The organism is Zoogloea sp. GW822-FHT05C07, assembly GCF_058800215.1.
Window position 1 is genome coordinate 2,750,604 of the sequence record NZ_CM179510.1, and the last position, 19,961, is coordinate 2,770,564.

A 19,961-nucleotide genomic window follows, 5' to 3' on the forward strand; every position below is an offset into this window, starting at 1 on the left:
GCCTCAGAGCCTGAAGTGCTCGCCGAGGTATACCTGGCGGACCTGTTCGTTGTGAACGATCTCGTCCGGGCGGCCGCTGGCCAGCACCTCGCCGGCGTTGATGATGAAGGCACGATCGCAGATGCCGAGGGTTTCACGGACGTTGTGGTCGGTGATCAGCACACCGATCCCCTTGTCCTTCAGGAAGCGGATGATCTTCTGGATGTCGATGACGGCGATCGGGTCGACGCCGGCGAAGGGCTCGTCGAGCAGGATCAGGCGGGGGGCGGTGGCCAGGGCGCGGGCGATCTCGCAGCGACGGCGCTCACCGCCGGACAGGGAGATGGCGGTACTGTCGCGCAGGTGCTCGATGCCCAGCTCGTTCAGCAATTCGTCGAGGCGGCTGGCGATCTGGGCCTTGGATAGGCTCTGCAGCTCGAGCACAGCCTGGATGTTCTCGGCCACCGTCAGCTTGCGGAAGACACTCATCTCCTGCGGCAGGTAGGACAGCCCCAGGCGCGCGCGCTGGTGGATCGGGCGATGGGTCAGCACCTCGTCGTCGAGGGTGATCTCGCCGCCGTCGGCGGCCACCAGGCCGACGATCATGTAGAAGCAGGTGGTCTTGCCGGCGCCATTGGGGCCGAGCAGGCCGACGACCTCGCCACTGCCGACGTTGAAGGAAACGTCGTGAACGACCGTGCGGGCCTTGTACTTCTTGCGCAGGTTGCTGACTTTAAGCAGGCTCATCGCCGGGGTGTTCTTTCAGGACTCTACGAATGATTTCGGTGGAAAAGCCGCGACCTTGAAGGAATCTCGCCTGCCGTGCCCATTCTCGCGCGTCTGCGGGCGGCGTGGAGAATTTTCGGCGGTGGATGTCGCGTGCCCGTTCGAATTCGCTCTCAGCGGTGTTTTCCGCGATCGCGTCGCCGATCAGTTCGGAGGATACCCCGCGGCGGCTCAGTTCCAGTTTCAGGCGGGCGGCACCGAAGCGGCTGGCCTTGGCGCGCACGTAGGCGTCGGCAAAACGGGCATCGGACAGCAGGCCGAGGTCTACGAGGCGGTTGAGCTCGGCATCGACCTCCTCGTGGCTGCCGAGCGTGCCGAGCTTGCGCGCCAGCTCCACGCGGGAGTGTTCCCGCTGGGCCAGGCAGCGTAGCGCGCGCTCATGCAGGCTTGCAGTCATCGGCGTGCCGTCCGGGGCCGCTTCGTCAGGCCGCCGCTGCGGCTGCCGGAGCCACCGCGGCCATCTCGGGCAGGCCGACCGCTACGCGGATCTTGTTCTCGATCTCGCGGGCGATGTGCGGGTTGGTCTTCAGGAACTCGCGGGCGTTGTCCTTGCCCTGGCCGATCTTCTCGCCGTTGTAGGCGTACCAGGCGCCGGACTTGTCGACGAACTTGTGCTGGACGCCCAGATCGATGATCTCGCCTTCGCGGGAGGTGCCTTCGCCGTACAGGATGTCGAACAGGGTTTCGCGGAACGGCGGGGCGACCTTGTTCTTGACGACCTTCACCTTGGTCTCGGAGCCGATCACCTCGTCGTTCTTCTTGATGGTGCCGATGCGGCGGATGTCCATGCGCACGGATGCGTAGAACTTGAGCGCGTTGCCGCCGGTGGTGGTTTCCGGGCTGCCGAACATCACGCCGATCTTCATGCGGATCTGGTTGATGAAGATCACCAGCGTGTTGGTGCGCTTGATGTTGGCGGTGAGCTTGCGCAAGGCCTGGGACATCAGGCGGGCCTGCAGACCAGGCAGCTGGTCGCCCATCTCGCCTTCGATTTCGGCCTTCGGGGTGAGCGCTGCGACGGAGTCGATGATGACCACGTCCACGCCGCCGGAACGCACCAGCATGTCGGCGATCTCGAGGGCCTGTTCGCCGGTGTCCGGCTGGGAGATCAGCAGGTCGCCGATATTGACGCCGAGCTTCTGGGCATAGGTGACGTCGAGCGCGTGTTCGGCGTCGATGAAGGCGGCGGTGCCGCCGAGCTTCTGCATCTCGGCTACGACCTGCAGGGTCAGCGTGGTCTTGCCGGAGGATTCGGGACCATAGATTTCGACAACCCGGCCACGGGGCAGGCCGCCGATGCCGAGGGCGATGTCGAGGCCCAGGGAGCCGGTGGACACGGTCTGGATGTCGCTTTCGACCTCGCCGTCACCGAGGCGCATGATCGAGCCTTTGCCGAACTGCTTTTCGATCTGCGAAAGGGCAGCGGCGAGGGCCTTGGCCTTGTTGTCATCCATTTGTCTTGATCCTTGTGATAAGGGTTTTGGAGATTATGGCACAGAGTTTGCGTAGGAGTGGACGCAGGTGCCGCAGCAAATTTTCGCCACGAAGCATGTGGCGATGCTGGTATTTTATACAGTCGCTGGCGGGCGTCCAGCGAAATTGCTGAGCATTATTGCAATCCGCATGCCAGATGACTTTTTTGGCATTGCGCCTGGCGGCGGCGAAGCGCTTCAGCGGTAGCGGCGGAGCAGCTCTTCGAGGGCGAAGACAACGGCCTGGTGGCGCACCGCTTCCCGGTCGCCGTCGAAGTGGCAGGTCGCGGTCTGGGCGGCCTCGCCGGTGCGGATCCAGCCGAAGCAGACGGTGCCGACGGGTTTTTCCGGCGAGCCGCCGGTGGGACCGGCGATGCCCGAGATCGACAGGGCCAGGTCGGCCTCGGCGCGTTCCAGCGTGCCGCTGGCCATCGCCGCGGTGGTCTGTTCGCTGACTGCGCCGTAACGCGCCAAGGTCATCGGCGAGACGCCGAGCAGCGCACACTTGGCGTCGTTGGAGTAGGTGATGAAGCCGCAGTCGAACCAGGCCGAACTGCCGGCCGTGGCGGTGACCACTTCGGCGACCCAGCCGCCGGTACAGGATTCCGCGCTGGCCAGTCGCCAGCCCTTGGCCTGCAGATGCTCGCCGACGAGGCGGGACAGGGTTTCCAGTTGAGCGTCCATCAGCCGATGATCCTCTTCAGGATGGCCAGCACGAGCAGCGAATAGCCGGCGGCCAGCAGGTCGTCGAGCATCACGCCGAAGCCGCCGCGGGTGCGTTCGTCCACCCAGCGGATCGGTGGCGGCTTGACGATGTCGAAAAAGCGGAAGGTCACGAAGGCGGCGGCCTGCCAGGCCAGCGTGGTTGGGGTCAGCCACAGCACCAGCCAGATCGCGACGATCTCGTCCCACACGATGCTGCCGTGGTCGGCCACGCCGAGAGCCCGGCCGGTGCGTTCGCAGGCCAGGATGCCGAACAGGAAGCAGGCCACCAGCAGCGCGCTGAACATCCCGTCGGACAGCGGCGCCGATACGAAAGGGAACAGCGCCCAGCCGGCCAGCGTGCCGAAGGTACCGGGGGCTTTCGGTGCCAGGCCGGAGCCGAAGCCGAGGGCGACGAAGTGGGCTGGGTCGGAAACCAGAAAGCGCGGCGTGGGCTTCATGCGCCGCGGCCGAAGTGGTCGTAGCCGCTGGCCTGCGCCGGTCGCAACTGGCCGTCGCGGGTGCGCAGCGAGAGTTGCTCGGCTTGTTCGGTAATGTGGCCGATGCGGTGCAGCGGCAGTTGCAGGCGCTGCGTAATGGCTGCGATGTCGCCGCGGCGCTCGGCCGGTGCGGTGAACAGCAGTTCGTAGTCGTCGCCGCCGGCGGTACAGGCGGCGAAGGCCCGCGCTGCGTCGCCGCAGGCGGTGGTCAGTGCGGCCAGGGGCAGTGCGGTTTCGTCGATTTCCACGCCGACGCCGGATAGTTCGAGGATGTGGCTCAGGTCGCCGAACAGGCCGTCGGAGACGTCCAGCATCGCGCTGGCAAGCCCGCGCAGGGCCAGGCCGAGGGCAACCCGCGGCTGCGGCCGTTGCAGCGCGGCCAGACAGTCGGCGCGGCAGGCCGCGGCCAGCTGAATCTCACCGCGCAGGTCGGCCAAGCCGAGGGCCGCGCGGCCCGGCGCGCCGGACACCCACAGGTCGTCGCCTGGACGGGCGCCGGAGCGGGTGATGGCGGTGCCGGTGGGGACTTCACCGAAGATCGTCGGACACAGGTTGAGGGGCCCGCGCGTGGTGTCGCCACCGATCGCGTCGATGCCGAAGGCCTCGCAGCAGGCAAAGAAGCCGCGGGCGAAGGCCTCGATCCAGGCTTCGTCGGCGCTCGGCAGGCAGGCTGCGAGGACCACCCAGCGGGGTTCGGCGCCCATCGCGGCGATGTCGGAGACGTTCACCGCGAGGGTCTTCCAGCCCAGGTCTTCCGGGTCGGTGTCGGCGAAGAAATGCGTGCCGGCCACCAGCATGTCGGTGGAGATGGCCAGCTGCATGCCGGCCCGGGGCCGGATCAGCGCCGCGTCGTCGCCCACCGCCAGGTCGGTGTGGCGGGCGGGACGCGTGAAGTGCCGGCGGATCAGGGCGAATTCGGAGGGCATCGCGCGGGGACGGTCCGGCGGCGGGGCCGGCTCAGTTCGACTTGTCGTTGTTGCGGGGGCCGCGACGCTGCTGGGCGTTGGCTTCCACCTCGTCGGCCCGCACGCGGGCGGCGAGCTTGTCGAGCACGCCATTGACGAACTTGTGGCCGTCGGTGCCGCCGTAGCCCTTGGCCAGCTCGATGGCCTCGTTGATGATCACGCGGTACGGCGTTTCCGGGCGATGCACCAGTTCGAAGGTGGCCATCAGCAGGATGCCGCGCTCGATCGGCGACAGCTCGTTGAGGGGGCGCTCGATGTAGGGCGCGAAGGCCACCTGCAGGTCGGGCGCGTTGCCGATGGTGCCGCGCAGCAGGCCCAGGAAGAGGTCGCGGTCGCACTTGTCGAAACCGCCCACTTCGCCCATCTGGCTCTCGATGGAGGTCAGCGAGGACTGGCTCAGCAGCCATTGATAGATGCCTTGCAGCGCGAATTCGCGGGCGCGGCGGCGGGGGGACTTGTTCGGCGTGCTCATGCCAGCGCCTTCAGCAAACGGGCCATCTCGATGGCGGCCTGGGCGCAGTCGGCACCCTTCACCTGCATGCGGGCCAGGGCCTGGTCGTCGTCCTCGGTGGTGAGGATGCCGTTGGCGATGGGCACGCCGGTGTCCAGCGTGACGCGGGTGAGGCCGGCGCCCTGCTCGTTGGAGACCAGTTCGAAGTGGTAGGTCTCGCCGCGGATCACCGCGCCGAGGGCCACCAGCGCGTCGTAGCGGCCGCTTTTCGCCATGGTCTGCAGCGTCAGCGGGGCTTCGAGGGCGCCCGGCACGGTGGCGATGGTGATCGCGTCGGGGGCCACGCCGAGGCGTAGCAACTCGGCGGTACAGGAGGACAGCAGGCCTTCGCAGACGTCGATGTTGAAGCGGCACATGACGATGCCGACGCGGAGGCCCTGGCCGTCGAGGTTCGGGGCGATTTCGGGAATGTTGTCGTAACGGGGCATGGGGTTACCTGAAAGGAGGATTCGTGGGCCGGTGGGCTCAGGCTTCGGGCGCGACGTGGCCGACGACGGTCAGGCCGAAACCGGCCATGCTGGGGATCTTGCGCGGACTGGCCAGAAGCTTCATCTTGCCGACCTTGAGTTCGCGCAGGATCTGGGCGCCGATGCCGAAGAGGCGTGGGTCCCACTTCTGGGCCGGCTTGGTGGCGGCCGGGTCGCCGGACAGCTGGGCGAGCAGTTCCTGGCCGCTCTGCGGGCGGTACAGCAGCACGATCACGCCGTTGCCGTGCTCGGTGATGCGCTTGAGGGCGGCGTCCACCGGGAAGCTGTGGCGGCCGCTGGAGGTGTCGAGGAAGTCCAGCACCGACACCGGTTCATGGACGCGGACGAGGGTTTCGACGTCGGCGCAGATGTCGCCATACACCATCGCTAGATGGACGTCGCCGGAGGTCTTGTCCTCGAAGGCGCACAGGCGGAAAGGCCCGTGGGCGGTGGCGACGGTCTTCTCGCTGACCTTCTCGATCAGCTTCTCGGTGCGCGCGCGGTATTCGATGAGGTCGCGGATCGCACCGATCTTCAGGCCGTGCTCCTTGGCGAACTCGATGAGTTCGGGCAGGCGGGCCATCGTGCCGTCGTCGTTCATGATCTCGCAGATCACCGACGCCGGTTCCAGCCCGGCGATGGCGGCCAGGTCGCAGCCGGCTTCGGTGTGGCCGGCGCGGATCAGCACGCCGCCCGGCTTGGCCATGATCGGGAAGATATGGCCCGGCTGCACGATGTCGGTGGACTTGGCATGGCGGGCCACGGCAGCCTGCACGGTGCGCGCCCGGTCGGCGGCGGAAATGCCGGTGGTGACGCCCTCGGCGGCCTCGATCGACACCGTGAAGGCGGTGCTGAACTGGCTGCGGTTGTCCCGCGCCATGTGGTTGATGCCCAGCTGGCGGCAGCGCTCTTCGGTCAGCGTCAGGCAGATCAGGCCGCGGGCATGCTTGGCCATGAAGTTGATGGCTTCCGGCGTGATGTACTCGGCGGCGATGACGATGTCACCTTCGTTCTCGCGGTCTTCCTCGTCCACGAGGATGACCATCTTGCCTGCCTTGATGTCGGCGATGATGTCCTGGATCGGGGCCAGTGCGCTCATGCGGAAGCTCCTTCGTCGCTGTTGCGCCAGGCCTGCATGCGCTCCACGTAGCGGGCGATGAGGTCGATCTCCAGATTCACGGTGCTGCCGGCGGCGAGGCGCTTGAGGGTGGTGACCTGAACGGTGTGGGGAATCAGGTTGATCGAGAACTCGCGGCCGTGGACGCGATTGACGGTCAGGCTCACGCCGTCGATCGTCACCGAGCCCTTCTTGGCGATGTAGCAGGCGAGGGCGGCCGGGGCGCGGATGATCAGTTCATGGCTCTCGCCGATCGGCGCGAACTTGACCACTTCGCCGATGCCGTCCACGTGGCCGGTGACCAGGTGGCCGCCGAGGCGGTCGGCCAGGCGCAGGGCCTTCTCGAGATTCACCTCACCGGGCTCGGCGAGGCCGACCGTGCAGTTGAGGGTTTCGCGGGACACGTCGAAGTGGACGGTATTGCCTTCGCGGGCAATCACCGTGAGGCACACGCCGTTGTTGGCGATGCTGTCGCCGAGCTGGACGTCGTCCAGGTCGAGGGTGCCGACGTCCACGGCAAGGCGAACGCCGTCTTCAAGGGGCGACACGCTCAGGATGCGGCCGGTAGCGGCAACGATTCCGGAGAACATGGGATTGGGGGCTTGGAAAGGGGAAAACGCGATTCTAGGCGATTTCCGCACGGGGCTGGCGCTTTGTGCGGACGGCAGAGAGCCCGGCTTCCGTCCGCGGGGGCCGAATCATTCGAACCAGCCCCCGGCAGAGATCGAATCCCTGTCGGGGGCGATGTTGCCGGGCGATTAAAGAATTTCGGCGATGTGGTCGCGTTCCTTCAGTTCCTCCTCGAACTGGCAGATCTCACGGCCCAGCGCATTGCGCGCCGATACCATGCCGACCGGGCGGCCGTTGTCGACCACCGGAACGTGGCGGAAACCGCCCTCGAACATCATGTGCAGCGCGTGGTCGAGCAGCTTGTCGGGGCTGGCGGTCTGCAGGTTCACCGACATCACGTCGGAGAGGGGCGTCTTGTCCGGGTCGAGGCCTCTGGCCACGACCCGGTTGAGCACGTCGCGTTCGGTGAACAGGCCGGTCAGCAGGCCGTCGTCGTCAACCACCAGAATCGCGCCGACCTGGGCGTTGGCCATCGCAACCGCCGCGGCACGGACACTGGTTGCGGCGATGGCGCAGGTGATGGACTGGCCGTCGATGACGTCACGCAGGGTTCTATTCAGCATCGTTGTCTCCTTTATAGGTGTGTGTTGAAGATGCGGACAGGGTAAGCGCGAAGACGGGGCGTACGGGCGCCCCGCCGGGAATCCGGAATGCGGGTCAGGCCCCTCCCGGAGGCTGGGCCGGTTTGCTGATGTCGGGCTTGGTGTGCTTGCTGCTGGAAGTGCTGCAGGCTTGCGCTGCGGAGATGCACCCCAGGGCAAGCGCGAGGAGGAGGGCGACGGAGCGGGTCATTGGGGCTGCTCCTCGTGGAGGGATTCGATGGTTAATCATGGAACGTTCGGGGTACTTTCGCAAGTTGCGAAAAAGTACCGCCATACCTGTGTTGGGCAGCGTGGTGCAGGCCCGTACTTAGGCATACCATCATCCAGTGGCGGACGGCGTGTGGCTGTCCGGACTCCGATGCGGACACGACGGGCAATGCAAGAACAATGACAAGCAGTCCCGAACCATCCATCCAGAGGGAGGCGGAAGCTTTCCACGCCCTGCTCGAACCGGCCTCCCGGCAAACCGGCGTGGATCTTGAACGCTATAAGGAAGGCAGCCTGCACCGGCACGCCGTACGGCGTTGCCGGATGCTGGGCTTGAGCACCCTGACGGACTATCTGGCCTACGCGCAGAAGCACGCGGACGAACTGGGCTGCCTGCAACAGGGTTGCATGGTGTCCGTATCGTCTTTTTTCCGTGATGCCGAGGTGTTCGGCGAACTGGCGCACAGCCTGCGCGAACTGGTCGGCCGGCTGCCCGCCGCCGTGCCGCTGCGGGCCTGGGTGCCGGCCTGTGCAACGGGTGAGGAGGCGTATTCCATCGCAATGCTGCTGGCCGAGATCGTGCAGGAGCAGGGGCGCGCGCGTCAGGTCCGCATCTTCGCCACCGACATCGACCAGGGGGCTCTCGAGTTTGCCCGTACCGGCCGTTACAATGCCGCCGGGCTGGAAGGCTTGGGGGCCGAACGCCTGGCCCGCTGGTTCGTCGCCGACGGCGAAGCCTGGCGGGTCGGCAAGGCTCTGCGGGAGCTGTGCGTGTTTTCGCTGCACGACCTGACTGGCCACCCGCCCTTCATCCGCATGGATCTGATCAGCTGCCGCAATGTGCTGATCTATTTCAAGCCCGAGCAACAGACCGAGCTGATCGGCTGCTTCCACTTCGCACTTAACCCTGGGGGCTTGCTCTTTCTCGGCAAGGCCGAGTCCATCGGTTATGGACATGATTTGTTCGAGCCCGTCGATAGCGCCGGAAAGCTCTTCCGGCGCCGAGCCACTTCAGGCGCGGTGCACGTGCCCAGTTTCCGGACCGGCCTGCCCGAGCGGATCACCCGCGTAGCACCGCGCATGCACGCCAGACCACAACGCGAAGTGCTGGCCGAGCAGGCGCGGGATCTGGTGGTGGAGGCCTATGGTCCGCCGGGCGTGCTGGTGGATGCCAATTTCGAGCCCCTGCATTTCTTCGGCGCATCGCGGCGTTACTTCGCGTTGCCGGTGGCCAGTGCCGACTTCTCGGTATTCGCGCTGGTGTTGCCGGAGCTGCGCAGCGAGCTCAAGGCCCTGGGCCTGCGCATGCGCCAGGATGCCACCGATGTGCTGTGCGGCGTCGGTGCGCGGGTGCGCATCGGCGGCGAGACCCTGCGCGTCCGTCCCGTTCTGCGGCGGGTGTCTGGACCGGATGGGGCGCCATCGGGCGCCGTGCTGATCAGCTTCGAAGAGACACCGCTCAAGACGGCGCCAGTGGTGGATGGGGATGGTGGAGGGCTGGCTGCCGCCGAAGCGGCGGAAGAGATCGCCCGACTGCGCCAGGAACTGGCCGACACCCGTGAACATCTGCAGGCGGTCATCGAGGAACTGGAGATGTCCAACGAGGAGCTGCAGTCCCTCAATGAGGAGATCCAGGCTTCCAGCGAGGAACTGCAGGCCTCGAACGAAGAGCTGCAGGCTTCCAACGAGGAGCTCACGACGCTCAACGAGGCCTTGCGCCTCAAGTCCCTCGAGTACGTCCAGCTCAACACCACCCTCGCCAACATCCAGGATTCCATCCGCTCAAGTCTGGTGGTGGTGGACCGGAACGGGCGGGTGACCCGCTTCAATGCGCTGGCCGGGCGCATCTTCGGTTTGCTGCCTGGCGATGTCGGCCAGTTCCTGTACGGGGTGCCCTGTCACCTCGACCTGCCGCTGCTGCGCCAGTGGGTGAGCGGTGTGGTGGCCGGCGAGGGTTCGCGCGTCGAGCACGTGCAGCAGCGCGATCTGCATTACCTGGTCCAGGTCGATCCCTACCTCGACGAGGCCGGCGGCAGAGCAGGCGCCGTGCTGACCTTCACCGACATTTCAGACCTGCGCCGCGCCGAGGACGCCCAGGCCCATAGCGAGGCCCGTTTCCGCCAGGTCTGGGATTCCAGCGTGGAAGGTCTGCTGGTGGTCAAACCCGATGGGGAGATGGTGCTCGTCAACCCGGCCCTCGCGCAGATGTTCGGCTATGTGGAGGATGAGCTGGTGGGCCAGCCCGTCGACATGCTGGTACCGGAGGACCAGCGGGCGAGCCACGGTCTCCAGCGCGAGCGCTATCACCACAGCCCGGCCCAGGCCCAGGCCCTGATGTCCCGGCGCAGCCTGCGCGGCTGCCGCAAGGACGGCAGCGAGTTCGCCATCGAACTGAGCCTCGGCAACCTCAACATCGACGGCGTGGATCATGTGCTGGCCACCGTGTCGGACGTCACCGAGCGCAGTCTGGCGGAAGCGCTGCTCAAGGCCAGCGAACGGCGCCTGCGCCTCGCCCTCGATGCCGCAGGGGCCGGCTTCTGGGAAGTCTTCATCGAGAGCGAAAACCGCTACTGGTCCGATGAGTTGTGGGGCCTGTACGGGCTCGAGCCCGACTCCGTCACCCCGTCCTATGCCGCCTGGCTGGATACGGTCCATCCTGCCGACCGGGTCCAGGCCGACGCGGTGATTGTGGAGGCGAGCGCCCGCGAAGAGCGTTTCGAGGTCGAGTGGCGGGTCAATCTGCCGGAGGGACAGCCGCCCCGCTGGCTACTGTCCATCGCCCAGCCCGTGCGCGACGACGAGGGCCGGGTGCGCAGCTACATCGGTATCGTCATCGACGTGAGCGCCCGCCGCCTGGCCGAAGAAGGGCGCCGCCAGAGCGAAGCGATGCTGGCCACCATCCTCGACAACGTGGGCGCCTACATCTACATCAAGGATACGGAATACCGCTACACCTACGCCAATGGTGCGGTCTGCCGGCTGTTCGGTGTCGAGCGCGAGCGGATCGTCGGGCGTACCGACGACGCTTTCTTCGACGCGACGACGACCCGCAACCTGCGCGACAACGACCGCCGGGTCATCGAAGGCGGCGAACGCATCGAGCTCGAGGAGAACAATGTGGACGCCCGCACCGGCGAGACCCACAGCTACATCTCGATCAAGCTACCCCTGCGCCGGGAGGACGGCAGCATCGACGCCCTGTGCGGCATTTCCACCGACATTACCGAGCGCAAGCGCGCCGAGCAGGAGCTGCAGCGCCACCGCCAGAATCTGGAAAGCCTGGTGGACGCGCGCACCCGAGAGCTGCTGCAGGCCAAGGAGGCCGCCGAGTCCGCCAATCGGGCCAAGAGCGCCTTCCTCGCCAACATGAGCCACGAGATCCGCACGCCCCTCAATGCGGTGCTCGGCATGGCGCGCATCATGCAGCGGGACGGCGTCAGCCCGACCCAGGCCGAGCAGCTCGGCAAGATCGACGGCGCCGCCCAGCACCTGCTCGGCGTCATCAACGACATCCTCGACCTGTCCAAGATTGAAGCCGAGAAGTTCATCCTCGAGGAAGGGGAGTTCGCACTGGAAGGGGTGGCCGCCAACGTCGCCTCCATGATCCACGACCGCAGCACCGCCAAGGGCCTGTGCCTCGTCGTGGACGCAGAGAGCGTGCCCTGTCTGGTGCGTGGCGATTCGACCCGCTTCACGCAGGCGCTGCTGAACCTGGCCAGCAATGCGGTCAAGTTCACCGAGTCCGGGGCGATCACCCTCAGCCTGCGCATCGACGAGCGCCAGGGCGACGCACTGCGCGTGCGCGCAGAAGTGCGCGACACCGGCATCGGTATCCCGCGGGAGGTCCTGCCCAAGCTGTTCCGCCCCTTCGAGCAGGGCGACGCCTCCACCACCCGCAAGTATGGCGGCACCGGCCTCGGGCTGGCGATCACCCGGCGGCTGGCCGAACTGATGGGCGGCGAAGCCGGCGTGACGAGCGATGTCGGGAAGGGCAGCACCTTCTGGTTCACCGCCTGGCTGGGGCTCGGGCGTTCCATCCAGCAGGCGCTGCCGGATCAGGATGACGGCGGCTGTGCGGAGAGGGTGCTGCAGAAGGAATATGCCGGTGCGCAGATCCTGCTCGTGGAAGACGAGCCGGTGAACCAGGAGGTCGCCAAGCTCTTCCTCTTCGATGCCGGGCTGGATGTGGCCATCGCCGGCAACGGCGCGGTGGCGGTGGACATGGCCGCTGGCTCGGTCTTCGACCTGATTCTGATGGACATGCAGATGCCCGAGATGGACGGCCTTGAGGCGACCCGCCGGATCCGCATGCTGTCGGCCTACGGCCAGGTGCCGATCATCGCCATGACAGCCAATGCCTTTGCCGAAGACCGCGCTCAGTGCATGGCCGCCGGCATGGACGATTTTCTGTCCAAGCCGGTGGACCCGGACCGCCTGTTCTCGACCATCCTGCGCTGGCTGCGGCGGCGCTAGCCGCCGCCGGGGCGCGTTAGTTCAATGCCGACCAGCGCGTCGTTCCGCCCGATGGGGCCGGGCTGCCGGAAGCCGATGGCTTTCATGCGGGGCTCTCCTCGGTGATCTGGGCGTGGAAGGGATAGCTGGTGTAGCCGTGGGCGTCGCCGCCGAAGAAGGTGGTCGCGTCCGGGGTGTTGAGGGGCCAGCCGTGCTGCAGGCGGGTCGGCAGATCCGGGTTGGCGATAAAGGGCCGGCCGAAGGCCACCAGGTCGGCGTGCCCCTTGGCCAGCACTGCCTTGGCGCGGGCCAGCGTATAGCCGCCGGCCACGATGATCGGCCGCGGGAAGGCCGCGCGCAGGTCGGCATGGAAGGCTTCCGCCGCCGGGTTGGGCTCGGGCTCTTCCGGCTCGTTGGTATGCAGGTAGGCCACCCCGCGTTCGGCCAGGAAGGCCGCCGCGGCGAGGGCGGTTGGCAGGCTGTCCGGGCAGTCCATGCCGCGCGCCTGGTTGCGCGGCGACAGGCGCACGCCGGTGCGCTCGGCGCCAATCGCGCCGATCACCGCGTCCACCACCTCGCGCAGGAAGCGCAGGCGATTGTCCCGGCTGCCGCCGTAGTCGTCGTCGCGCCGGTTGGAGGTGGTGCGCAGGAACTGGTCGATCAGGTAGCTGTTGGCGGCATGGATCTCGACGCCGTCGAAACCCGCCTCGATGGCGTTCAGCGCCGCTTGGCGGAAGGAGGCGACGATGGGCGCGATCTCTGCCCGGTCGAGGGCACGGGGCTCTGGGCAATCCACCATGCCGCCCTTGCCGTCCGGCCCGGCCAGCCAGATCTGGCCCGGGAAGGCGACCGCTGACGGCGCCACCGGCGTCGCGCCGCCGCGCAGGTTCGGGTGGGACATGCGGCCGCAGTGCCAGATCTGCAGGAAGATGCGTCCGCCGGCCGCATGCACTGCGTCGGTGACGAGGCGCCAGCCGGCGATCTGCTCGGCGCTGTGCACGCCTGGTGTCAGGGAGTAACCCTTGGCGTCCGCCGAAATATCGGTGGCCTCGGCGATGATCAGCCCGGCCGAGGCGCGTTGCGCGTAGTACTCGGCGTTCATCGCGGTCGGCACGTTGCCCGGCTGGCCGGCGCGGGCGCGGGTCAGCGGCGGCATCACGATGCGGTTGGGCAGCGTCAGCGTGCCGAGGGAGAAGGGCTGGAAGAGGGAAGCGCTCATGGCGATGGCCTGAAGATAGTGGAGGTGAGGCCAGTCTAGGGAAGGGGCTTCCGTTTGATAATTGGGCTAGGATTTGATGCATTCTCAAACGAGGTTTGAAAATGATTCACCTGGCCGACGTCCAGCTCTTCATCCGCGTCAGCGAACTGGGCAACATCAGCGCCGCCGGGCGGGCCCTCGGCCTCAGTGCCGCCGCCGCCAGCGCCGCCATCAAGCGCCTGGAGCAGCGCGTGGACAGCCAGCTCTTCGAACGCTCGACCCGCTCGCTGCGCCTCACCCAGGCCGGCGAGAACTTCCTCGCCTACTGCAGCCAGTCCCAGCAATTGCTTGAAGAAGGTCTCGCCGCGCTGCGCGAAGGGCGCGAGCAGCTCAGCGGCGACATCCACCTGGGTGCCTCGTCCGATCTGGGCCGCGGCCGCCTCGATGCGCTGCTCGAAGTTTTCCGTCTGCGCCATCCGCAGGTCCGGTTGGTCATGCACTTGTCGGACAGCCTCACCGACCTCTATCGCCACCCGGTGGACCTGGTGCTGCGCTACGGCCTGTCGGCGGATTCCAGCCTCATCGGCCGCAAGCTCACCGACAACTGCCGCGTGCTGGTCGCCGCGCCGGCCTATCTGGCCCGTCACGGTACGCCGGCCACCTTCGAGGAGCTGGCCGGCCGCAACTGCATCTGCTTCTACCGCAATGGGGAACTGTTCGACCGCTGGAGCCTGTTCCACCAGGGCCGGCAGAGGGAGATCGAGGTGCGCGGCGACCGCGCCGCCGACGATGGTGCGCTGGTGCGCCAGTGGGCCGTGCAGGGCCACGGCATCGCCTACAAGTCGCGTCTGGATGTGGAGGACGATCTTGCCGCCGGCCGCCTGGTGGAACTCTTTCCCGATGCCCGCGGCGAGCCTTCGCCGCTGTATGTGGCCTATCCGAGCCGGCGCTATCAGCCGGCGCGCATCAAGGCGCTGCTGGGCTACCTGGAGGAAGCCTTCCGCGGCGGGCCGCGAGCCGCGCCGTGAGCTTCAGTGCTCGAGTTTCTCGAGCAGGCCGCGCTTGATCGCCGCGGTGGTCGGCCGGTTGAACTTGTCGGGCAGGCTGCTGCGCTTGAACCAGCGGAAGTTGGAGTGTTCGCGGTTGAGGCGCGGAGCGATCTCCTGGCTGACGCGCAGCAGGTAGTAGTGCATGTCCCGGTCGGCCACGTCGCCGCTGATGGACGACACGCGCCCGAGCTTGATCAGCTGCTTTTCCTTCACGCGCAGGCCGGTTTCCTCCACCAGCTCGCGCATCAGCGCCTTGCGCGGCGCCTCGCCGCGATCCACCCGGCCCCCGAAGAAATTCCACAACCCTGAGTTATTGACGACTTCGGAACGCTTGCCGAGCAGGAGCTTGCCTGTTTCGATGCACTGGATGATGGCCCACACGCCGGTTTTGGCGGGCGAGGGCTTCACGCGGTCTTTTGCCATGACTGTCGGGGCTTCGCTGATGGATCAGGGGTAATACGAATATCTTATAACGGAGCAGGGTTTCTTTTATGTGACGATTTTGCGTCACCGCGTTGCAATGCTCGCGCAGGGGCCGATATTAGCCTGCAAATTCCCTGTCACCAAAGTGGGTTAGCCTTGATTGTCCATGGCTAACCAGCCTGTCCGGGCCCGACCAGATAACGTCATCGCCCGCCAGCGGCCCATCTCCACTCCTCGTCTTCTCGCGTCGTTCATCGTGCCCAACAAAAGCATTTCTTCCGGCAAAGCCTCCTCCGCGCAGGCGGTGGACAAACTGGCGTGTACCGCGGCGGACCTGTGCCATGCGGTGCGTTTCATCGATGCCGGCACCCGCAACACGGAAGTCTTCGAGATCTTCGAGGCCTCGCCGCAGATCCAGTGCCTGCCGGTCCTGGCCGAGGGTCTCCTGGTCGGGCTGATCAACCGGCAGAGCTTCATGGTGCAGATCGCCGGCCGTTTTCACTGGGAAGTCTACGGCAAGAAACGCTGTACCAAGGTCATGGATGACGCGCCGGTGCGCATCGACGCCGCGCTGCCGATCCACGAGATCGCCGACCGCCTGGTTGGCGACGTGCCGGGCGGCCTGCCGGAGAGCTTCGTCATCGTCTGCGACGGCAAACTGCAGGGCGTTGGCTTCACCAGTGACGTGCTTGCCGCGCTGCGCCAGCACGAGCGCCGCGCCGCCGATGAGCTGCGGCAACACCGCGACCGCCTGTATGCGATGGTCGAGGAGCGCACCCGCGACTTGCGGCTGGCCAAGCAGGAGGCCGAGCACGCGAACCGGGCCAAGAGCGATTTCCTGACCCAGATGTCCCACGAACTGCGCACGCCGCTGCATGCCAGCATGGCCTTCTCCCAGTTGGGAACGCAGCGGCATGCCGATGCCGATCGGCCCAAGCTCGGCAGCTATTTCGCCCGCATCCACGAAAGCACGGTCAAGCTGTCGCTGCTCGTGGACGACCTGCTGAACGTGTCCCGGCTCGATACCGGACGCATCGTGCTGGATATCGGCTACACCGATCTCGGCGAATTGCTGGCCACCGTCCGCGACACCTTTGCCGACACCGCGGGGCACCGCAACATCGTCGTCCGTCTCGACCGGCCCGAAGCCCCGACCCCGCTGCGCGCCGATGCGCAGCGCATCGGCCAGGTGCTCACCAATGTGCTGGGCAATGCGCTGAAGTTCTCGCCGCTCAACTCGGAAATCGTCCTCCGGCTGGCTGTCGAATGCAGCACCACCGCGGAGCCCGCCGTCGGCTACCGCCTCGATGTCATCGACCAGGGGCCGGGGATTCCCGACGACGAACTGGAAAGCCTCTTCGAGAGTTTCAACCTGTCGAGCCAGACGCCGACCGGGACAGGCGGCGCCGGCCTCGGCCTGTCGGTCTCCCGCGAGATCATGAACCTGCATGGCGGCGGCATCACGGCCCGCAACCTGCCGGCGGGGGGCGCGTGCTTCTCGCTCCATTTCCCCGGTGCCTGAAACGCCTGTCGGCCCGTTGCTGTAACACGCTTGCGGCACGCTGCCGCTCGAGTTTGCATCGACAACCAGAGCAAGGGCGGCGTCATCAAGCGCATCACCCAGCGCCTCAACCCCCGCGTGTGCCGCGTGGTGGCCCTGCCGGCGCCGAACGACCGGGAACGCACCCAGTGGTATTTCCAGCGCTACGTGCATCACCTGCCGGCCGCCGGGGAGATGGTCCTCTTTGACCGCAGCTGGTACAACCGGGCCGGCGTCGAACGGGTGATGGGCTTTTGCTCCGACGACGAGTACGAGGAGTTCTTCCGCTCGGTGCCGGAGTTCGAGCGCATGCTGGTGCGCTCGGGCATCCAGCTCATCAAGTACTGGTTCTCCATCACCGACGAGGAGCAGCACTTCCGCTTCCTGTCGCGCATCCACGACCCCCTCAAGCAGTGGAAGCTCAGCCCGATGGATCTGGAATCCCGCGCCCGCTGGGAGAAATACACCGAGGCCAAGGAGGTGATGCTGGAGCGCACCCACATTCCGGAAGCGCCCTGGTGGATCGTTCATGCCGATGACAAGAAGGCCGCGCGCCTCAACTGCATTCAGCACCTGCTCGACCAGATGCCCTACGAGGAAGTGATCCGTCCGCCGGTCGATCTGCCGGAGCGGGTGCGCCACCCGGACTACGTCCGCCACCCGGTTTCCGGCGAGATGATGGTGCCCGACTACTTCGGCTGAGCGCCGCTTGTCTACCCACGGGCGGCTCCGCCGCGGGGATAGGGCCGCCGGGCCAGTTTGCCATTTGTTGCAATCGGCACCATGAGCTTCCATGCAGACATCATTGAGCCGTCATGGGCGGCAATGAAAATGCGGCGACCCCATTTACAGGTAATAACCGCATGAACCCCAGCACTGACATGGCCGCCACGCCCGACGCGTTGCGCGCCTCATCCAAACCCAATCTGGATCATGGCTCCGGGCCGCGCAGCCGCGCCCTGTTCCTGGTCTTCATCCTCGGCGGCCTGCTGTTCACCGGCTACAGCGTCTTTGCCGACATCGCCGAGTCGAGCACGCAGATGGGCTCCCTGCTGCCCTACCTGCTGCTCGGCATCGCGCTGTTGATCGCCCTCGGCTTCGAGTTCGTCAATGGCTTCCACGACACCGCCAACGCGGTGGCCACCGTCATCTACACTCACTCGCTGCCGCCCCATTTCGCGGTGGTGTGGTCCGGCGTCTTCAATTTCCTCGGCGTGCTGGTGTCCAGCGGCACGGTGGCCTTCGGCATCATCTCCCTGCTGCCGGTCGAACTGATCCTGCAGGTCGGCTCCAGCGCCGGCTTCGCGATGGTCTTTGCGCTGCTCATCGCCGCCATCATCTGGAACCTCGGCACCTGGTGGTTCGGCCTGCCGGCCTCGTCCTCCCACACCCTGATCGGCTCGATCATCGGCGTCGGCGTGGCCAACGCGCTGATGCACGGCCGCGACGGCACCAGCGGCGTCGACTGGGCCCAGGCCACCAAGGTCGGCTACTCCCTGCTGCTGTCCCCGCTGGTCGGCTTCTGCTGCGCGGCGATCCTGCTGCTGGTGCTGCGCACCCTCGTCAAGAACCGTGAGCTGTACGACGAGCCGAAGGGCGACACCCCGCCGCCCTGGTGGGTCCGCGGCATCCTGATCCTCACCTGCACGGGCGTCTCCTTCGCCCACGGCTCCAACGACGGCCAGAAGGGCATGGGCCTGATCATGCTGATCCTGGTCGGCACCGTGCCGCTGTCCTACGCGCTGAACCGCGCCATGCCGGCCAGCGAGGTCACCCAGTTCGCCGCCGTCGCCCACGTCACCCAGGAAGCCCTGCTCAAGGCCGCACCGATGGCGCCGCCGGCCGCCCCCCGCGAGGTGCTGTCGACCTACATCCGCACCAAGGACCTCACGCCCGAGGTGCTGCCGGCCCTGGCCGCGCTGAGCGGCACCATCGAGGAGCAGGTCAAGCAGTCCGACTCCCTCGCCAAGCTGCCGGCCGACTCCGTGGCCAACGTGCGCAACGACATGTACCTGGCCTCCGAAGCGATCCGTTTCATCGAGAAGAGCGAGGCGGTCAAGCTCGACGACGACGCGCGCACCAACCTGAAGGCCTTCAAGACCGAGCTCGACGCAGCCACCAAGTTCATCCCCTTGTGGGTCAAGGTGGCGGTCGCCATCGCCCTTGGCCTGGGCACCATGATCGGCTGGAAGCGCATCGTCGTGACCGTCGGCGAGAAGATCGGCAAGACCCACCTCACCTACGCCCAGGGCGCGTCCGCCGAGCTGGTGGCCATGGGCACCATCGGCGCCGCCGACATGTTCGGCCTGCCGGTATCCACCACCCACGTGCTGTCCTCCGGCGTGGCCGGCTCCATGGCTGCCAACCGCTCCGGCCTGCAGATGTCCACCGTCCGTAACCTGCTGATGGCCTGGGTCCTCACCCTGCCGGCGGCGATCATCCTGTCGGGCAGCCTGTACTGGCTGTTCGTGCACATCTTCTGAAGTGCCGGCGGTCAGGCACCGGCCGCCACGTGATCTAGAAAGTGAAAATCCCCTGTCCGGCCGTTTGACCGGGCAGGGGCTCGCCCATCGCTCGGTCTTCCAGTCTCCCGGGCTGGTGTTCAGAACAGTTTGTCGGGCGTGTAGCGGATGCCGAAGGACAGCCAGTGGCTCTTGCCGGGCCCGGCCAGTTGCTGCCCGGCTGTGGCATCGAGCTGCAACAGATCGGGGATCACGGAATAACGGACGCCCAGTTGTCCATAGGACATGCCGTGGTTGTCGCCGTAGGTCTCGGCGATGCCGAGCAGCCGGGCGCGCAGGCTGAATTCGCCGCCAATCCCCCACGACGCGCTGTTGCGCCCGGAGGCACGGTCCTTCAGCCAGCCCAGGTTGGTATGGACGATGAGCCGGTCGTCGTTCAGGGAAATGGAAACCGGAATATAGGCGTAGGTATTGCCGAGCAGGTTGGGGCCGGGGGCGATTTCCGGATGGCGGATGGTGCCCGCCGCCAGGCCCCAGCCCCAGTCATTGGTTTCCAGCCGGCGGAACAAGGTCTTGGCCTGAAAGACGTAATCGCGCGTTGCCGATTCGCCGTCGTATCTGGCCCGCCCGCCGCCAAAGGTGAATTCCAGATTCCCGGTCGGGTTGCAGGCCGGCAGCGCCCAGATCTCCCGGCTGTGCGGATAGACGCGTGTCCAGCTCTCGAACTGGCAACTGCCGCCGGTGGTCAGGCGCGCATCATCCGTGACGAACGGACGGGCGGCGAAGACGCAGGATGGAAAGATCAAGGCTGCCAAGGCCAGGGCACCGGATTTCATCAGTCCATTCTATTGGGCAGACATGGCGCCCATATTTCCCGGCGCCTGTGGTTGCTGGGGTCC

Annotated in this window: 19 protein-coding genes and 1 pseudogene; 6 read left to right on the top strand and 14 right to left on the bottom strand. The window is 66.6% G+C overall.

The genetic code is table 11. The features are described 5' to 3' along the window. Nucleotides 1-3: 3 nt before the first annotated feature. The 3 genes from lptB to recA are packed head-to-tail and all read right to left on the bottom strand — an operon-like array spanning nucleotide 4 to nucleotide 2,219. Complete coding sequence (gene lptB, locus AC3QL2_RS12945) at nucleotides 4-726, bottom strand: LPS export ABC transporter ATP-binding protein (RefSeq protein WP_493230788.1); 723 nt, start codon at nucleotides 724-726, stop codon at nucleotides 4-6. Beyond that, nucleotides 713-1,162, bottom strand: a complete 450-nt coding sequence (recX, locus tag AC3QL2_RS12950; RefSeq protein ID WP_493230790.1) for a recombination regulator RecX — start codon at nucleotides 1,160-1,162, stop codon at nucleotides 713-715. Before recX ends, lptB begins: the two co-directional genes overlap by 14 nt. Before the next feature lie 25 nt (nucleotides 1,163-1,187). Continuing rightward, complete coding sequence (recA, locus tag AC3QL2_RS12955; RefSeq protein ID WP_493230792.1) at nucleotides 1,188-2,219, bottom strand: recombinase RecA; 1,032 nt, start codon at nucleotides 2,217-2,219, stop codon at nucleotides 1,188-1,190. Between the two features lie 67 nt (nucleotides 2,220-2,286). Here recA and AC3QL2_RS12960 point away from each other — a divergent pair, with 67 nt between their 5' ends. Further along, a complete protein-coding gene (locus tag AC3QL2_RS12960) occupies nucleotides 2,287-2,445 on the top strand; it encodes a hypothetical protein (RefSeq protein ID WP_493230793.1) in 159 nt (52 codons plus the stop codon). On the opposite strand, the gene pncC is transcribed toward AC3QL2_RS12960, so the two are convergent. From pncC to AC3QL2_RS13000, 8 genes are all read right to left on the bottom strand, one after another. Next, the gene (pncC, locus tag AC3QL2_RS12965) at nucleotides 2,436-2,921 is read right to left on the bottom strand and encodes a nicotinamide-nucleotide amidase (RefSeq protein WP_493230795.1); all 486 of its coding nucleotides are present in this window, start codon (nucleotides 2,919-2,921) and stop codon (nucleotides 2,436-2,438) included. The genes AC3QL2_RS12960 and pncC overlap by 10 nt on opposite strands. Further along, on the bottom strand, nucleotides 2,921-3,400 hold the full coding sequence (locus AC3QL2_RS12970) for a phosphatidylglycerophosphatase A family protein (protein ID WP_493230797.1): 480 nt from the start codon (nucleotides 3,398-3,400) through the stop codon (nucleotides 2,921-2,923). The genes pncC and AC3QL2_RS12970 overlap by 1 nt, the downstream gene beginning before the upstream one ends. Continuing rightward, complete coding sequence (gene thiL / locus AC3QL2_RS12975; RefSeq protein WP_493230799.1) at nucleotides 3,397-4,365, bottom strand: thiamine-phosphate kinase; 969 nt, start codon at nucleotides 4,363-4,365, stop codon at nucleotides 3,397-3,399. Before thiL ends, AC3QL2_RS12970 begins: the two co-directional genes overlap by 4 nt. Before the next feature lie 31 nt (nucleotides 4,366-4,396). Further along, complete coding sequence (nusB, locus tag AC3QL2_RS12980) at nucleotides 4,397-4,876, bottom strand: transcription antitermination factor NusB (protein WP_493230800.1); 480 nt, start codon at nucleotides 4,874-4,876, stop codon at nucleotides 4,397-4,399. Continuing rightward, nucleotides 4,873-5,343, bottom strand: coding sequence for a 6,7-dimethyl-8-ribityllumazine synthase (ribH, locus tag AC3QL2_RS12985; protein WP_493230801.1), 471 nt, complete (start codon nucleotides 5,341-5,343; stop codon nucleotides 4,873-4,875). Before ribH ends, nusB begins: the two co-directional genes overlap by 4 nt. Before the next feature lie 37 nt (nucleotides 5,344-5,380). Beyond that, entirely contained in the window at nucleotides 5,381-6,481 is a 1,101-nt protein-coding gene (gene ribBA, locus AC3QL2_RS12990) for a bifunctional 3,4-dihydroxy-2-butanone-4-phosphate synthase/GTP cyclohydrolase II (RefSeq protein WP_493230803.1), read from the bottom strand. Continuing rightward, nucleotides 6,478-7,089, bottom strand: a complete 612-nt coding sequence (locus AC3QL2_RS12995; protein WP_493230804.1) for a riboflavin synthase — start codon at nucleotides 7,087-7,089, stop codon at nucleotides 6,478-6,480. Before AC3QL2_RS12995 ends, ribBA begins: the two co-directional genes overlap by 4 nt. 168 nt (nucleotides 7,090-7,257) lie before the next feature. Continuing rightward, nucleotides 7,258-7,692, bottom strand: a complete 435-nt coding sequence (locus AC3QL2_RS13000; protein ID WP_493230805.1) for a CBS domain-containing protein — start codon at nucleotides 7,690-7,692, stop codon at nucleotides 7,258-7,260. Nucleotides 7,693-8,118: 426 nt separating this feature from the next. Here AC3QL2_RS13000 and AC3QL2_RS13005 point away from each other — a divergent pair, with 426 nt between their 5' ends. Next, the gene (locus AC3QL2_RS13005) at nucleotides 8,119-12,411 is read left to right on the top strand and encodes a PAS domain S-box protein (RefSeq protein ID WP_493230806.1); all 4,293 of its coding nucleotides are present in this window, start codon (nucleotides 8,119-8,121) and stop codon (nucleotides 12,409-12,411) included. An 82-nt stretch (nucleotides 12,412-12,493) separates the two neighbouring features. Here AC3QL2_RS13005 and AC3QL2_RS13010 read toward each other — a convergent pair whose 3' ends face one another. Continuing rightward, nucleotides 12,494-13,609, bottom strand: coding sequence for an alkene reductase (locus AC3QL2_RS13010; protein ID WP_493230807.1), 1,116 nt, complete (start codon nucleotides 13,607-13,609; stop codon nucleotides 12,494-12,496). A gap of 101 nt (nucleotides 13,610-13,710) precedes the next feature. Between AC3QL2_RS13010 and AC3QL2_RS13015 the strand changes: the two genes are divergently transcribed. Then, nucleotides 13,711-14,616, top strand: coding sequence for a LysR family transcriptional regulator (locus AC3QL2_RS13015; RefSeq protein ID WP_493230808.1), 906 nt, complete (start codon nucleotides 13,711-13,713; stop codon nucleotides 14,614-14,616). 3 nt (nucleotides 14,617-14,619) lie between these two features. Here the strand turns inward: AC3QL2_RS13015 and AC3QL2_RS13020 are convergent, their stop codons facing one another. Continuing rightward, nucleotides 14,620-15,060 (bottom strand): NUDIX hydrolase, encoded by a 441-nt coding sequence (locus tag AC3QL2_RS13020; protein ID WP_493230810.1) that lies wholly within the window; start codon nucleotides 15,058-15,060, stop codon nucleotides 14,620-14,622. Nucleotides 15,061-15,316: 256 nt separating this feature from the next. Here AC3QL2_RS13020 and AC3QL2_RS13025 point away from each other — a divergent pair, with 256 nt between their 5' ends. The 3 genes and pseudogenes from AC3QL2_RS13025 (at nucleotide 15,317) to AC3QL2_RS13035 (ending at nucleotide 19,083) form a co-directional block, all read left to right on the top strand. Further along, nucleotides 15,317-16,582, top strand: a complete 1,266-nt coding sequence (locus tag AC3QL2_RS13025) for an ATP-binding protein (protein WP_493230811.1) — start codon at nucleotides 15,317-15,319, stop codon at nucleotides 16,580-16,582. 60 nt (nucleotides 16,583-16,642) lie between these two features. Further along, a pseudogene (ppk2, locus tag AC3QL2_RS13030) lies at nucleotides 16,643-17,302 on the top strand (polyphosphate kinase 2); the annotation flags it as partial. A 161-nt stretch (nucleotides 17,303-17,463) separates the two neighbouring features. Next, a complete protein-coding gene (locus AC3QL2_RS13035) occupies nucleotides 17,464-19,083 on the top strand; it encodes an inorganic phosphate transporter (RefSeq protein ID WP_493230812.1) in 1,620 nt (539 codons plus the stop codon). A 119-nt stretch (nucleotides 19,084-19,202) separates the two neighbouring features. On the opposite strand, the gene AC3QL2_RS13040 is transcribed toward AC3QL2_RS13035, so the two are convergent. Further along, nucleotides 19,203-19,898 carry a PA4824 family protein gene (locus tag AC3QL2_RS13040; RefSeq protein WP_493230813.1) on the bottom strand — a complete coding sequence of 232 codons (696 nt, stop codon included), beginning with the start codon at nucleotides 19,896-19,898 and terminating at the stop codon, nucleotides 19,203-19,205. Nucleotides 19,899-19,961 lie beyond the last annotated feature (63 nt).

Coding starts and splice junctions, on each gene's coding strand:
- lptB (WP_493230788.1), bottom strand. CDS start 726: ATGAGCCTGCTTAAAGTCAGCAACCTGCGCAAGAAGTACAAGGCCCGC.
- recX (WP_493230790.1), bottom strand. CDS start 1,162: ATGACTGCAAGCCTGCATGAGCGCGCGCTACGCTGCCTGGCCCAGCGG.
- recA (WP_493230792.1), bottom strand. CDS start 2,219: ATGGATGACAACAAGGCCAAGGCCCTCGCCGCTGCCCTTTCGCAGATC.
- pncC (WP_493230795.1), bottom strand. CDS start 2,921: ATGGACGCTCAACTGGAAACCCTGTCCCGCCTCGTCGGCGAGCATCTG.
- AC3QL2_RS12970 (WP_493230797.1), bottom strand. CDS start 3,400: ATGAAGCCCACGCCGCGCTTTCTGGTTTCCGACCCAGCCCACTTCGTC.
- thiL (WP_493230799.1), bottom strand. CDS start 4,365: ATGCCCTCCGAATTCGCCCTGATCCGCCGGCACTTCACGCGTCCCGCC.
- nusB (WP_493230800.1), bottom strand. CDS start 4,876: ATGAGCACGCCGAACAAGTCCCCCCGCCGCCGCGCCCGCGAATTCGCG.
- ribH (WP_493230801.1), bottom strand. CDS start 5,343: ATGCCCCGTTACGACAACATTCCCGAAATCGCCCCGAACCTCGACGGC.
- ribBA (WP_493230803.1), bottom strand. CDS start 6,481: ATGAGCGCACTGGCCCCGATCCAGGACATCATCGCCGACATCAAGGCA.
- AC3QL2_RS12995 (WP_493230804.1), bottom strand. CDS start 7,089: ATGTTCTCCGGAATCGTTGCCGCTACCGGCCGCATCCTGAGCGTGTCG.
- AC3QL2_RS13000 (WP_493230805.1), bottom strand. CDS start 7,692: ATGCTGAATAGAACCCTGCGTGACGTCATCGACGGCCAGTCCATCACC.
- AC3QL2_RS13005 (WP_493230806.1), top strand. CDS start 8,119: ATGACAAGCAGTCCCGAACCATCCATCCAGAGGGAGGCGGAAGCTTTC.
- AC3QL2_RS13010 (WP_493230807.1), bottom strand. CDS start 13,609: ATGAGCGCTTCCCTCTTCCAGCCCTTCTCCCTCGGCACGCTGACGCTG.
- AC3QL2_RS13015 (WP_493230808.1), top strand. CDS start 13,711: ATGATTCACCTGGCCGACGTCCAGCTCTTCATCCGCGTCAGCGAACTG.
- AC3QL2_RS13020 (WP_493230810.1), bottom strand. CDS start 15,060: ATGGCAAAAGACCGCGTGAAGCCCTCGCCCGCCAAAACCGGCGTGTGG.
- AC3QL2_RS13035 (WP_493230812.1), top strand. CDS start 17,464: ATGAACCCCAGCACTGACATGGCCGCCACGCCCGACGCGTTGCGCGCC.
- AC3QL2_RS13040 (WP_493230813.1), bottom strand. CDS start 19,898: ATGAAATCCGGTGCCCTGGCCTTGGCAGCCTTGATCTTTCCATCCTGC.